General features: G+C 65.6%; 13 protein-coding genes. 3 read left to right on the top strand and 10 right to left on the bottom strand.

Features of this window, described 5'->3' with window-relative positions; all coding sequences use genetic code 11:
- Positions 1–116: 116 nt before the first annotated feature.
- From KHN96_RS17675 to pilM, 8 genes are all read right to left on the bottom strand, one after another.
- The gene (locus KHN96_RS17675; protein ID WP_062739461.1) at positions 117–1,283 is read right to left on the bottom strand and encodes a deoxyguanosinetriphosphate triphosphohydrolase; all 1,167 of its coding nucleotides are present in this window, start codon (positions 1,281–1,283) and stop codon (positions 117–119) included.
- Between the two features lie 19 nt (positions 1,284–1,302).
- Positions 1,303–2,409, bottom strand: a complete 1,107-nt coding sequence (aroB, locus tag KHN96_RS17670) for a 3-dehydroquinate synthase (protein WP_045785016.1) — start codon at positions 2,407–2,409, stop codon at positions 1,303–1,305.
- Positions 2,406–2,978 (bottom strand): shikimate kinase, encoded by a 573-nt coding sequence (locus tag KHN96_RS17665; protein ID WP_180964246.1) that lies wholly within the window; start codon positions 2,976–2,978, stop codon positions 2,406–2,408. Before KHN96_RS17665 ends, aroB begins: the two co-directional genes overlap by 4 nt.
- Before the next feature lie 140 nt (positions 2,979–3,118).
- Entirely contained in the window at positions 3,119–5,275 is a 2,157-nt protein-coding gene (pilQ, locus tag KHN96_RS17660) for a temperature dependent type IV pilus secretin PilQ (RefSeq protein WP_280519180.1), read from the bottom strand.
- Positions 5,276–5,277: 2 nt separating this feature from the next.
- Positions 5,278–5,823: a pilus assembly protein PilP gene (locus tag KHN96_RS17655; RefSeq protein ID WP_045785019.1), complete on the bottom strand. Its 546-nt coding sequence runs from the start codon at positions 5,821–5,823 to the stop codon at positions 5,278–5,280.
- Positions 5,820–6,479, bottom strand: a complete 660-nt coding sequence (locus tag KHN96_RS17650; protein WP_045785020.1) for a type IV pilus inner membrane component PilO — start codon at positions 6,477–6,479, stop codon at positions 5,820–5,822. Before KHN96_RS17650 ends, KHN96_RS17655 begins: the two co-directional genes overlap by 4 nt.
- A gap of 2 nt (positions 6,480–6,481) precedes the next feature.
- Complete coding sequence (locus tag KHN96_RS17645; protein WP_045785021.1) at positions 6,482–7,120, bottom strand: PilN domain-containing protein; 639 nt, start codon at positions 7,118–7,120, stop codon at positions 6,482–6,484.
- Between the two features lie 9 nt (positions 7,121–7,129).
- Positions 7,130–8,200 carry a type IV pilus biogenesis protein PilM gene (pilM, locus tag KHN96_RS17640; RefSeq protein ID WP_180964262.1) on the bottom strand — a complete coding sequence of 357 codons (1,071 nt, stop codon included), beginning with the start codon at positions 8,198–8,200 and terminating at the stop codon, positions 7,130–7,132.
- A gap of 442 nt (positions 8,201–8,642) precedes the next feature.
- On the opposite strand from pilM, the gene KHN96_RS17635 reads away from it, so the two are divergent.
- Complete coding sequence (locus KHN96_RS17635) at positions 8,643–11,063, top strand: penicillin-binding protein 1A (protein WP_045785023.1); 2,421 nt, start codon at positions 8,643–8,645, stop codon at positions 11,061–11,063.
- 70 nt (positions 11,064–11,133) lie between these two features.
- Here KHN96_RS17635 and cyaY read toward each other — a convergent pair whose 3' ends face one another.
- The gene (cyaY, locus tag KHN96_RS17630; RefSeq protein ID WP_062739459.1) at positions 11,134–11,475 is read right to left on the bottom strand and encodes an iron donor protein CyaY; all 342 of its coding nucleotides are present in this window, start codon (positions 11,473–11,475) and stop codon (positions 11,134–11,136) included.
- Between the two features lie 114 nt (positions 11,476–11,589).
- Here cyaY and lptM point away from each other — a divergent pair, with 114 nt between their 5' ends.
- Positions 11,590–11,817 carry an LPS translocon maturation chaperone LptM gene (gene lptM, locus KHN96_RS17625; protein ID WP_045785025.1) on the top strand — a complete coding sequence of 76 codons (228 nt, stop codon included), beginning with the start codon at positions 11,590–11,592 and terminating at the stop codon, positions 11,815–11,817.
- Positions 11,818–11,878: 61 nt separating this feature from the next.
- Entirely contained in the window at positions 11,879–13,138 is a 1,260-nt protein-coding gene (gene lysA, locus KHN96_RS17620) for a diaminopimelate decarboxylase (RefSeq protein WP_045785026.1), read from the top strand.
- A 65-nt stretch (positions 13,139–13,203) separates the two neighbouring features.
- Here the strand turns inward: lysA and msrQ are convergent, their stop codons facing one another.
- Entirely contained in the window at positions 13,204–13,860 is a 657-nt protein-coding gene (gene msrQ, locus KHN96_RS17615) for a protein-methionine-sulfoxide reductase heme-binding subunit MsrQ (protein ID WP_062739458.1), read from the bottom strand.
- Positions 13,861–13,866 lie beyond the last annotated feature (6 nt).

Here is a 13,866-nt window from a genome sequence, read left to right as displayed (position 1 = left end):
GGGCGCTCGTCGGCGGTGGTTGGCGCGTTGGGCCCGGCATGCGTTGGGGCGGCCGGGCTTTTTTTTCGCTTGCTTTTTCAGCGCGACGGGCGCTCAACGCCCGCCCGATGCCGGCCTCACACCGCATCCACCGCAAAGATGCGGCGATGCTCCTTGATGGCGTAACGGTCCGTCATCCCGGCGATGTAGTGCGCGATCCAGCGCGGCTGCTCTTCGGGCTGGTCCTTGGCTTGGTACTGCGGTGGCAGCAGGCGCGGGTCATCCAGGAAGGCGCCAAACAGCTCTTCGATGATGCGGCGGGCCTTCGCGGCCATGCGCATCACGAGATAGTGGCGGTACAGATTGTCGAACAGGAAGCGCTTGAGCACGCGCGCCTGTTCACGCATCGGTTCGGAAAACGCCACCAGTGCGGGGGCTGCGCGGACGTCGTCGATGCTCTGCGGTCCGGCCGCCGCGATGGCCGCGCGCGTGGTGGCAATGAGATCGACGATCAGCGCGTTGATGATGCGGCGGATCGTCTCGTTGATGAGGCGCCGGCCGCCGACGTCGGGAAACGCCGCCTCCGCTTCGCGCCGATGGACGGTCCACAGCGGCACATCCTCGAGTTGCTCCAGCGTGATCAGCCCCGAGCGCAGGCCGTCGTCGATATCGTGGTTGTTGTAGGCCACCTCATCGGCGAGGTTGGCAAGCTGTGCCTCGAGCGAGGGCTGCTGCCCTTGGAGGAACCGCCGCCCCAGATCGCCGAGCGTGGCCGCATTGTTGCGCGAGCAATGCTTGAGGATGCCCTCGCGCGTCTCGAACGTCAGGTTCAGGCCGTCAAAGCCGCCGTAGCGCTCTTCCAGCCGGTCCACCACCAGCAGGCTCTGCAGGTTGTGCTCGAAACCGCCGTACGGCTTCATGCAATCGTTGAGCGCATCCTGGCCTGCGTGGCCGAACGGCGTGTGGCCCAGGTCGTGCGCGAGCGAGATGGCCTCCACCAGGTCTTCGTTCAGCCGCAGGCTGCGCGCGATCGACCGGGCGATCTGCGCCACCTCAAGGCTGTGCGTCAGGCGCGTGCGAAACAGGTCGCCCTCGTGGTTGACGAAGACCTGTGTCTTGTATTCGAGCCGCCGGAAGGCCGTGCTGTGGATGATGCGGTCGCGATCGCGCTGGAACTCGGTGCGCGAGGTGGACGGCGGTTCGGCGTGCACGCGGCCGCGCGACTGCGCCGCATGCGCGGCGTAGGGAGCGAGATGGCCTTCCAGGTCGAACGGCGCGGGCGGCATATCGAGGCGATCGTTCATCGGGCCATCGCTTGCGGCATCAGGCGACCGGCGCCTCGGTCGGCGGCCGCAGCACCGCATGCTGCAGCGTGGCGCGCAGATCGGCATCGGGTACCGTGGTGACGAACGCCTGGCCGAGCTTGCGCAGCAGTACGAACTTGATCTCGCCGGCTTCGGCCTTCTTGTCGACGCGCATCAGGTCGATGAAGCGTTCGAGGCCCAGGTCCGGCGCCACGGTGGGCAGGTTGGCCGCACGCGTCAGCGCGGTGATGCGGTTGCGCGTGTCGACGTCGATGAAGCCAAGGCGATGCGACAGGTCGGCCGCCATCACCATGCCGCAGCCGACGGCCTCGCCGTGCAGCCATTCGCCGTAACCCAGGCCGGCCTCGATGGCGTGGCCGAAGGTGTGGCCGAAGTTGAGGATGGCGCGCAGGCCCGATTCACGCTCGTCCTGTGCCACGACCGCAGCCTTGATGCGCACCGAGCCGCGCACGGCTTCGGCCATCAACGCCGCATCGCAGGCGTTGAGGCCGGCGATGTTCCGTTCGATCCAGGCGAAGTAGTCGGCATCGGCAATCGCACCGTGCTTAATGACCTCGGCCATGCCGGCGGCCAGCTCGCGCGGCGGCAACGTGCGCAGCGTGTCGATGTCGGCAAGCACCGCCTGCGGCTGGTGGAATGCGCCGATCATGTTCTTGCCCAGCGGATGGTTGATGCCAGTCTTGCCGCCCACCGACGAATCGACTTGCGAGAGCAGCGTCGTCGGCACCTGGATGAACGGCACGCCGCGCATGTAGCAGGCGGCGGCAAAGCCGGTCATGTCGCCGATCACGCCGCCACCCAGCGCGACCAGCGTGGTCTTGCGGTCGGCGCCCGAGGCGAGCAGCGCATCAAAGATGCGATTCAGCGTTTCCCACTTCTTGAACGACTCGCCATCGGGCAGCACAACGGTGTCGACGGCCTTGCCGAGGGAGCGGACGGCCGCCTCGACCTTGGCCGCGTACAGTGGCGCCACCGTTTCGTTGGTGACGATCACGGCACGCGCGCCGCGAATGTGGGGGGCAAACAACTCGGCCTGGGCCAGCAGCCCCGACCCGATATGGATCGGATAGGCGCGATCACCAAGGTCGACATCAACGGTAATCATGACGAGCGGGAGACTTGCGACGGAATGGGGGAACCCGCAGGCGGCGCGACGATGCCGGCCATCTCGAGTTGCATCAGGACCATATTAACAAGCTGGGCGACAGTGGGCTTGCCGGTCTCGATGACGAAGTGCGCCACCTCGCGGTAGAGCGGATCGCGAACCGCATGCAGCTCTTCCAGCCTGGCACGCGGGTTTTCGGTCTGCAGCAGCGGGCGGTTCTTGTCATGGCGCGTACGCAGATACAGATCGTGCGGATTCGCCCGCAGGTAGATGACCGTGCCGCGCTCGCGCAGGAACGCCCGGTTTTCCGGCCGCAACACTGCGCCGCCGCCGGTGGCCACCACCACCCCCTGGCGCGATGTGAGCTCGTCGATCATGTGCGTCTCGCGGTTGCGGAAGCCGACTTCGCCTTCGTGCTCGAAAATCACCGGCACGCGCACCCCGCAGCGCGCCTCGATCTCATGATCCGAATCGAAGAACGGCAGATCCAGCCGGCGAGCCACGGCGCGCCCGACCGTAGTCTTGCCCGCGCCCATCAGGCCGACGAAAAAAACGTTGGAAACAGACAAAATCGCGCGAAATCAGGAAGTTGTGCCTGATTGTAGTGGCATTTGCCCGCCCTCCCGCACAAACCCGGCTGCAGAACACAAAAAAGCCCGGCGCTCCACGAGGGACGCCGGGCTCCGAGGTCGCACACCCCGCCGCTGTGCTACTTCAGCGACAGCTGGTCGGACAGCACCCGCGGCGTCAGGAAGACGAGCAGCTCGGTGCGGTTATTGATCTTGTTGGTGCTCTTGAACAGGTTGCCCACCACCGGGATGTCGCCCAGCAGCGGCACCTTGTTCACGTCGGTCCGCTCGTTCTGCGTGTAGATGCCGCCGATCACCACCGTACCGCCGTTCTCGACCAGCACCTGCGTCTGCACGTGCTTGGTGTCGATGGCGAAGCCGTTGGTGGTCTGGATGCCGACGCTGTCCTTGTTGACGTCCACATCCAGAAAGACGTTGCCGTCCGGCGTGATCTTGGGCGTGACCTCCAGCTTCAGGTTGGCCTTCTTGAACGACACCGACGTGGCACCCGAAGACGTCGCCTGCTGGTACGGGATCTCGGTACCCTGCTCGATCAGCGCCTTGATGTTGTCGGCGGTCACTACGCGCGGGCTCGAGATGATCTTGCCTCGGCCATCGGCTTCCAGCGCGGACAGCTCGAGCGCCAGGAAGCGATTCGCGCCGGCATTGAACAGACTCACCGCCAAACTTGCGGCATTCACGCCGTTAATGCCGTTGGCCGGGAAGCTGATCGCCGGACTGTTGTCCCATTTGGCGTTTTCCGTAATCGGCGACAGCACGTTGGTGTACGAGTTGCCCACGCCGGAACCATTCGTCCGGTTCATGAAGCCCAGCTTGGCGCCCAGGTTGCGGCTGAACGTGTCGTCGGCCTCGACGATGCGCGCCTCGATCATCACCTGGCGCACCGGGATGTCAATCTTCTGGATGAAGGCCTGCACCTCTTCCAGCTTGCTCGGGATGTCGGAAACAAAGAGCTGGTTCGTGCGCAGATCGGCGGTCAGCGAGCCGCGCTTGGACAGGACGCGAGACGTTGCGGCCCCGCCGGCCGCGCCGCCGGCGCCACCAGCAGCGCCGGCGCCCAGCAGCATGTTGCGCACGTCGCCCGCGCTCTGGTAGTTCAGGCGGAACACCTGGCTGCGCAGCGGCTCCAGTTCGGTCACCTGCTGCTGCGACTCGAGTTCGGCCTTCTCTTTCGTGGCCAGCTCACCGCGCGGCGCGACCCACAGCACGTTGCCGTTGCGGCGCGAAGCCAGGCCCTTGGAGTCGAGCACGATCTGCAGGGCCTGATCCCATGGCACGTCCTTCAGCCGCAGGGACAAGGTGCCCGTGACGCTGTCGCTCGTGACGATGTTCAGGTTGGTGAAGTCGGCAAAGACCTGCAGCAGCGAGCGCACGTCGATGTTCTGGAAGTTCAGCGACAGGCGCTCACCGCGGTAGCCCGGGCCAGCGATCAGCTTGTTGGGGTCTTCCTTGGTCGGGCGCACTTCGACCACGAACTGCGTGTCGGTCTGGTACGAGCTGTACTGCCAGTTGCCGCGCGGCTCGATGATCAGACGTGCGCCGGTGCCGTTGTCGGTCGCGCGCATGGCCTGCACGGGCGTACCGAAGTCGCTCACGTCGTAACGGCGGCGCAGCGATTGCGGCAGCGTGGCGCCCACGAAGTCGACCACGAGATTCTGGCCCTGCTGAGCAATGTTGATCGCCGAGTTGGCCGTCGACAGGTCAACGACCACGCGGCCCGCCTGGTCTTCGCCGCGACGGAAATCGACGTTGCGTACGGCCGGACGCTCGGCGCCCGCCGTGGGCGGCGGTGCAGAGAACGTCGGCGCCGGCGCGGCCGAGGCCACGGGCGCGGCCTCCAGCGTCAGCACATACTGGTTGCCGCGCACTTCCGACTTGTACTGAGTCTGGCGCACCAGATCGAGCACCACGCGCGTGCGATCGCCGATCTGCACCACGTTGGCCGAGCGCAGCAGCTTGCCGCCATATTGGTAGTTGGCACGGCCCTGTGCGAAACCGGCGCCGAAGAAATCGATGGCGATGCGCGCAGGCTGCTGCGTGCTGAACTCGACCGGCTTCTGCGCCGGCGCGCTCTTGAGCGTGATCGTCACGACGGTGGATTCACCGGCCGTGGCCTGCTCCACCTTCTCGATCGCATTGGCGGCGGCCGCAGCCGGCGCAGCCTGCTGAGCAGCGGCCTGGCCCGCCATGAAAACCCAGCACAGCGCAAGCCATGCCACCGCGCCCCCCCGGGCCACTCGGGCAGCCTGGGACAGGCCGCCCTTCACGAGACGCATCGTCATTGCGCGCCCTCCTGAACTTTCAGGGTCGTCATTTTTTCTTTCCATTCGGTCGTGCCTTCGCGCACCAGCTCACGCAGGGTGAGTTCCTGGTCTCCGATGCGGACGATGCGACCATAGTTTTGTCCGATGTACTGCCCCACATGCACGTGCTGCGTCTTGTCCCCGACAGACAGGACACCTTCCGTCTCGCCATTGCGCTTCATCGTGCCGAGCAGCTTGAAGGCCTCCAGCGGATAGTCTTCCAGCGGCTCGCGACGTCGATTCGGTTCCGGCGATTCGTTCTGGGCTCGCGACAGTTCCGCCACCTTCTGCACGCTGAACGGGTCAGTCTGCCTGGTGGTGGTGTATTCGCGCGGCGCGTAAGGCTTGGGCTGCGGCAGGGGCGGCACCGTGGTGCTGACCTGCTGGCGGGCCTGCTGCATCCATTGCTGCAGCTCCTCGTCTTCACTCGCGCCGCACGCCGTCAGCACGACGGCCAGGCACAGCGGCGACAGGCGCACGAGGTGTGACATGCGGCGACGGGTCATGGCGTGGCCCTTCATTTGGCGCCCCCCTTGGCGGCAGCAGCAGCCTTGCGTTGCGCGGCCTGCTCGTCGGCGTCGAGCGCACGGTAGGCCTGGGCACGGGCATCCATCACCATGCCACCGTCCTTGGTACCCGTCAGGGAGATGTTCTGCAGCGTGACGATCCGCGACAGCGCGGCCACATCGGCGGCAAACAGCGCCATGTCGTGATAGCGCCCGTTGACCTTCACGGAGATGGGAATCTCTGCGTAGTACGGCTTCACCACCGCGGCGGCCGGACGGAACAGGTCGAACGTCAGCCCGCGGGCGATGCCGGCATGGTTGACGTCGGCCAGCAGCGCGTCCATCTCGGTCTTGTTCGGCAATTGCAGCTCGAGCTTGGCAACGCGCTGCTCCACCTCGGCCTTCTGCTTGCGCAGCGCCTCGAGGTTCACCACCTGCGCGAGCTTGCTCTGGTAAGCGCTCTTGAGCGCCTCCTGCTCGGTGCGCTTCGCATCGCGCTCGTCAAACTTGCCGTTCCAGTACAGTTGCCAGCCCAGCCCGATCACGAGTACGGCGGCCAGAATCATGAACAGGATGCGCGGCGCGGTCGGCCAGGTTTCCGGCTCGTTCAGGTTCAGGCCGCGGAACTGGCTGACCAGTTCTTCCAGGGAAACATCGGTCGTGAGCGCCATGGTCATTTCCTCGCCGCTGCACCGGCCGCACCCGGCTTGGCCGACGCTGCGGGCTCGGCCTTCCACTGGAAGCGGATCGTGAAGTTGAACAGGCGGCGCTGCTCCTTCAGGTTGTTCGTCATCGTGGTGGCGACCGACTCGCCCAGCTCCGCATGATCGAGCCAGGGCACGCCGCCCAGGTTGCGCAGCAGGTCCGAGACGCGCTCGTTCGATTGCGCAATGCCGGAAACGGTGTAGAGATCGCCCTCCTGCTTGAGCGAGGTCAGGTAGATGCCGTCCGGCACCTGACGCACCAGTTCCTCGAGCAACTGCACGGGGCGGTTGCGTTCGTTCTGCAGGCTTTCCACGGCCTGCTGGCGCTGCAGCAGATCGTCGATGTCCTTCTTCAGCGTGTTGACCTCGGCGATCTGCTTGTCCATCTCGGCATTCTTCTGCGTGAGAATGTCGTTGATGCGCTGGGCCTCTTCAGTCTGGTGATCGATCACCATGCCGCCCGCCAACACCACCACGGCGCCTGCAGCGGCCGCTGCGGCCAGGCTAATGAAGACTTTCTTGCGCTTGCCGGCACGCCGCTCGGCGTGATACGGCAGCAGGTTGACGCTCGGGAGCGCGCTCGCCACATTGGCGCTTTCGTTGGCCATCGCGCCTCCTTATTGCAGCCCGCGCAGGGCCAGGCCCGCGCTGACGATGTACGCCGGAAGATCACGCTGCAGATAGCGCGCGTTGACGTTCTTGGCCGCGCCCATGTTGGCGAACGGATTGGCCAGCGTCGTATTGATCTGCGTCTGTTGCTGAATGGCCGTCTGCACGCCGAGCAGCGATGCATGGCCGCCCGAGAGCACGATCTCGTCCACGCGGCCGACGCTGGAGGTCGACAGGAAGTTCTGGATCGTCTGGCTGACTTCCATCGCCAGCGTCTCCAGCGATGGCTTGAGCAGCTGGCTGCGGTATTCGTCGGGCAGCGTGTTCTTGCGCTTCTTGACCTCGGCCTTGAGCAGGTCGAGCGAGAACAGGCGCGAGATGCTCTGCGTGAGCTGGTCGCCCGAGCCCGACAGCGGCTGCTCGTACAGCTCCTTCCAGCCCTGGTAGAACAACGCATGCGAGCGAGCGCCGCCCAGATGGAACATCGCCACCACGGGCATGTCGCGCATCTCGGTCTCGGTAGCGTCCGGCTTGACGGCAAGCATGTGCGTCATGGCGCGCTGGATGGCGTTCTCTTCCACATCCATGACGATGGGCTTGAGGCCGGCCATCTCGGCGGCCGTCACGCGCTCCGTCACGCGTTCCGACACCGTGGCCGTCACGCGCACGCCGATGCCGCCCTCGGTTTCGGACGGGCCGATCACCACATAGTCGAAATTGACGTTCTGCGAGGGCGGAAACAGCCGGTTGGCTTCGCTCTCGACCTGCACGAAGAGTTCGTCTTCGGTCAGGTTGTCAGGCAGGCTGACGGTCTGCGATTCCGTCAGGCTCGACGGAATGGCCAGCACGGCATCCTTGCTGCGGATGCCCGCCTTGGCGATGGCACGCTTGAGCGCATTGCCAACCGCATCGATGTTGACCAGATTGCCGTCGGCGACGGCGCTGCGTTCAACCAGCTCGCTGGCGCACTTTTCGAGACGGAAATCTCCCTGTTTGCCGTTGGCGGACAACTCCACCACCTTGACGCTGGAAGACCCGATATCAATCCCGACGATATTGCGGCGCAGCAGGCCGGACAACAAACCCCGTCGCACAGAGACACCCCACCGTTTATAGTTTTTTGAACCCTGGCGCCCGCTGCAAATCCAACGTGCGCCAAAGCCTGCTTAGATTTGCTGCTGGATTCTCACAAAATCCTTTAGATCAGGCAAACGCTCCGGCGGCCCGCCGCGCATTTCGCAGGCACCGGTTCGCAAAGCGTTGTCAAAACCCCACGGTCGGGGGGATACCCCTTTCGCCTGACTTGATTTCCGCTTCGCCTACTTCTAACGGCGGATTCTTCACGGCCTTGAATCCGGGTACGCCGGGCGCACAAACGGCGCGTTACCGGTGCCTGCCGCGCCGCACAAGTGCTGTCCGGGGCGCCGGCGTGACAGGCGTTACGTGCTGTTACGCCCAGGCGTCCGGGGCCCGCGGGGCGCGACGATATAATCGCCGCCACGCTGACAGACACCCCTCGTAATGGCTACTGCCCAAACCAACCCTGCTTCGCCCAAGCCGCCCAAGGCCCGCCGCCCGCTGTGGGCACGCCTGCTGCTCTGGATGTTCGGCCTGTTCGTTGCCATGGGCATCGTCGGGGCGCTGCTGTTGGGCTATGCCCTGCTCGTTGCTGCGCCTAACCTCCCGTCGCTTGACGCCATCACCGATTACCGCCCGAAGATTCCGCTGCGGGTCTACACCGCCGACAACGTCCTCATCGGCGAGTTCGGTGAAGAGCGCCGAAGCTTCGTGCCGATCTCGCAGATGCCCGACGTGATGAAGCGCGCGGTGCTCGCCATCGAAGACGACCGCTTCTATGAACACGGGGGCGTAGACTTCATCGGCGTGCTGCGCGCGGGCCTGGCCAACCTGCACGGCGGGCTCTCGCAGGGCGCGTCGACGATCACCATGCAGGTGGCGCGCAACTTCTTCCTCTCGAGCGAGAAGACGTATACGCGCAAGATCTACGAGATGCTGCTGGCGTACAAGATCGAGGCGAGCCTCTCGAAGGATCAGATCCTCGAGCTGTACATGAACCAGATCTACCTGGGCCAGCGCGCATACGGTTTTGCCAGCGCAGAGCAGATCTACTTCGGCAAGAACATCAAGGACATCACCCTGGCCGAAGCGGCCATGCTGGCCGGCCTGCCGAAGGCGCCGTCGGCGTACAACCCGGTGGTGAACCCCAAGCGCGCCAAGATCCGCCAGGAGTACATCCTGCAGCGCATGCGCGACCTGCACTACATCACTCCGGAGCAGTACGACCAGGCCATCCACGAACAGCTGCCGGTGCGCAGCGAAGGCCATGAGTTCGACGTGCACGCCGAATACGTGGCCGAGATGGTGCGCCAGCTCATGTACGCGCAGTACCGCGAAGAGACCTACACGCGCGGCCTGAACGTCTACACCACGATCCGCAAGGGCGATCAGGAAGTGGCCTACCAATCGGTGCGGCGCGGCATTCTCGATTACGAACGCCGCCACGGCTACCGCGGCCCCGAGGCGTTCATCGACCTGCCCACCGATCCTGAAGAGCGCGAGCAGGCGATCGACGATGCGCTGCTCGACCACCCGAACAGCGACGATCTGCAGTCGGCCGTGGTGGTGAGCGTGTCACCCAAGCTCGTGCGTGCCACCATGCTGACCGGTGAGACGATCGACGTGTCTGGCGACGGCCTGCGGTTTGCGCAGGCGGCGTTGTCGAACAACGCGCAACCGAAGATCAAGCTGCGCCCGGGCGCGGTGATCCGCGTGATCCAGGATGCCAAGACGCAGAAGTGGTCGATCACGCAGCTGCCGGAAGTGGCGTCGGGCTTCATTTCGCTGGACCCGCAAACCGGCGCGATCTATTCGATGGTCGGCGGCTTCGATTTCAACCGCAGCAAGTTCAACCACGTCACGCAGGCCTGGCGCCAGCCGGGTTCGAGCTTCAAGCCGTTCATCTACTCGGCAGCGGTGGACAAGGGCTTCTCGCCGTCCACGGTGATCAACGACGCACCGCTGTCGATCCCGACCGGCGACACCGGTGGCCAGGTCTGGGAGCCGAAGAACTACGGCGGCGGCTACGATGGCCCGATGACCATGCGCCGCGCGCTGCAGAAGTCGAAGAACCTGGTGTCGGTGCGGATCCTGCGTGCGATCGGCACGCAGTATGCGCAGCAGTACATCACCCGCTTCGGCTTCGAGGCCGACAAGCACCCGGCCTACCTGCCGATGGCCCTCGGTGCCGGCTCGGTGACGATGCTGCAGATGGCCGGCGCGTATTCGGTGTTCGCCAACGGCGGCTACCGCGTGAACCCGTACATCATCGACCGCGTGGAGGACGCACGCGGCACGGTCATCCAGCAGGCGCACCCGATGACGGCCGGCAAGGACGCCGTGCGCGTGATCGACCCGCGCAATGACTTCATCATGGATTCGTTGCTGCGCAGCGTCGTGTCGAGCGGCACGGGCTATCAGGCCAAGCTCAAGCTCGGCCGCAACGACATGGCGGGCAAGACCGGGACGACGAACGACTCGTTCGACGCCTGGTTCTGCGGCTACACACCCAAGCTGGTCGGCGTGTCGTGGATGGGCTACGACAACCCGCGCAGCCTGGGCGACCGTGAAACGGGCGGCGGCCTGGCCCTGCCGATCTGGATCAACTACATGAGCTACGCGCTCAAGGGCCAGCCCGAGATGGACCGCCAGCCGCCCGAAGGCGTCGTGCAGATGGCCGGCGACTGGGCCTACGAGGAATACGCCAACGGCCAGGGCATCGCCTCGGTCGGCCTGGGCGACGCATTGCCGGGGACGCAGGCACCGGGCGGCGACCAGCCGCAATCCCAACAGCCGGGCATCAACCTGGCGCCGACGCCGGAGCAGGAGAAGCAACGCATCCTCGATATGTTCCGCGGCAACTGAATCCGTCCGCCACGAAAAAGCCGCCCTTCTGGGCGGCTTTTCTTTTGCGAGGATCGAAGATGCGCAGTGCTTACCTGGCGGCCAGCGTCACATCGACCTCGCATTGCTGGCTCACGTAGCGCGACAGTGCGACGTACAGGTCTTCACCACTGCGCGTGTCGACCCAGCGGCCATCGTTGCGACGGAAGTGAAAGCCGCCCGCACGCGCCGCCACCCACAACTCCTGCATCGGTGCCTGGCTGTTGATGATGATCTTCGAGCCGTCGTCGAACGCGAGCGTCAGCACGTTGCCTTCGCGGGTGACGTCGATGTCGGCATCCGCCTCCTCGGCGGCGCTCTCGACAAGGCTTTCGATGTGGTCCAGCTCGGCCTTGGCCAGCGCCAGGAACTCCGATTCGCTCAGGGGGGGCATGCTACACTCCAAAATCTTGCGCGGCGGCTGTTCCGGCGCCGCTGGGCGCCCCGCCTCTTGTGATTCCGACCGCCGCAAGGCCGCAGCCTTGGGGCTCTTTCCGCACCATCTCCGATGATACGAACCGCCGCCATTGTAGCCACTGTCGGCCTGACCCTGACGGCCGCAGGCCTATCCGGCTGTGGGATCCGTGGTCCGCTGTACATGCCGAAGGTGCCACCCGCGCAGACGGCCCCGCAAACCCCCGACCCGGGCATCGCCGGCCCCAACGCGGTACCGCAGCCGCCCGTGCCGGGGGCCAAACCCGCCGACGCGGCCAGCGCCGTGCCTGCAAACCGCTGACCCCGCATCCTCGCTCAACCGGCGCTGCTGCCCGCAACGGCGCCACCCTCGTTGCCCATCCATGTCCGAGTCCCTGATCCGCCAGGCTGGCGTCCTGATGATCGAAGGCGTCGCGCTCGACGCGATTGCCGCCCAGTTTGGCACGCCTACCTACGTGTATTCGCGCGCCGCGCTCACCGCCAACTACCGCGCGTACGCCGCGGCCTGCGAGGGCCGCAATGCCCACGTGCAGTACGCGATGAAGGCGAACTCGAACCTGGCCGTGCTGCAGGTGTTCGCTCAGCTCGGCGCCGGTTTCGACATCGTCTCGTCGGGCGAACTCAAGCGCGTGCTGGCCGCCGGTGCACCGGCATCGAAGGTCGTGTTCTCGGGCGTGGGCAAGAGCGCGGACGAAATGCGCTTCGCGCTGGAAGCCGGCGTGGCCTGCTTCAACGTCGAATCCATTCCAGAGCTGCACCGCCTGAACGACGTAGCCGGCTCGATGGGCAAGGCCGCGCCCGTGTCGCTGCGCATCAACCCGGACGTGGACGCCAAGACGCACCCGTACATCTCGACGGGCCTGAAGGGGAACAAGTTTGGCGTGGCCTTCGACGAGGTGCTGCCGACGTACCGCGCCGCCGCGGCCATGCCGAACCTGCGCGTCGTCGGCATCGACTGCCACATCGGCTCGCAGATCACCGAGGTCTCGCCGTACCTCGATGCGCTGGACAAGGTGCTCGACGTGGTGGCCAAACTCGACGCCGACGGCATCCGCCTGTCGCACATCGACGTGGGCGGCGGTCTGGGCATCACCTACACCGATGAGACGCCGCCGGACATCACCGCGTTTGCCCGCACGCTGCTCGACCGCATCGAGCAGCGCGGCTTTGGCGACCGCACCGTGCTGTTCGAGCCCGGCCGCTCTCTGGTGGGCAATGCCGGCCTGCTGCTCACGCGCGTCGAATACCTCAAGCCCGGCGCGAGCAAGAACTTCTGCATCGTCGATGCGGCCATGAACGACCTTGCCCGCCCGGCGATGTACGAGGCGTATCACCACATCGTGCCGGTGCGCGAAGGCGAAAGCGCGCCCGTCATGTACGACGTGGTTGGCCCGGTCTGCGAATCGGGCGACTGGCTGGGCCGCGACCGGTCGCTGGCCGTGCAGTCGGGCGACCTGCTGGCCGTCCTGTCGGCCGGCGCGTACGGCTTCACGATGAGCTCAAACTACAACACGCGCAATCGCGCCGCAGAGGTGATCGTCGATGGCGACAAGGTGCACCTGGTGCGCGAGCGCGAGCGCTTTGAAGACCTGATCCGCGGCGAGCATCTGCTGCCGGCATAAGCCAGCGTCATCGCACAAAAAAGCCGCGAACATCCGCGGCTTTTTTCACGTGCGTTGCATGCGGCTCAATCGCGCGCCGGCATCGTGCGCGGCATGGCGCTCTGCCGCGACCCACGCCACGCCCACCACAGGCGCAACCCCAAGACCACGGCCATCACCGCGGCGTAGATCGACACCTCGGCAAAGTCGTTCTTGCCCGCCTTGTGCCACCAGTAATGCAGGATGCCGAGCACGCCCGTCGCATACACCAGCCGGTGCAGCCACTGCCAGCGCTTGCCGCCGAGCCGGCGGACCATGGCGTTGGTCGACGTGGCCGCGAGCGGGATCATCAGCACGAAGGCGGTAAAGCCGACGGTGATGAACGGCCGCTTGCCGATGTCCTTGAGCATCGATGCCGGATCGAGCCCGCGGTCGACCACCAGCCAGATCAGGAAGTGCAGCGTGCCGTAGAAGAACGTGTAAAGCCCCAGCATGCGGCGCAGGCGGATCAGCCAGTTCATGCCTGTCAGCCGGCGCAGCGGTGTGACGGCCAGCGTGCAGCACAGCAGCACCAGCGTCCATGTGCCGGTCGACCGCGTGACGAACTCCAGCGGGTTCGGCCCGAACTGGTCGGTCGCGCCCAGGAAGACGATGCGCAGAAACGGCACAAGCGCGGCCAGCCACACGGCGATCTTCACCACGCGCAGCGACCTGGGCGACAGCATGGACGGCAAATGCATCATCGCTGC

The organism is Ralstonia mannitolilytica (assembly GCF_905397375.1).
GTDB lineage: Bacteria > Pseudomonadota > Gammaproteobacteria > Burkholderiales > Burkholderiaceae > Ralstonia > Ralstonia mannitolilytica.
This window is presented reverse-complemented; position numbering and strand designations above follow the sequence as displayed.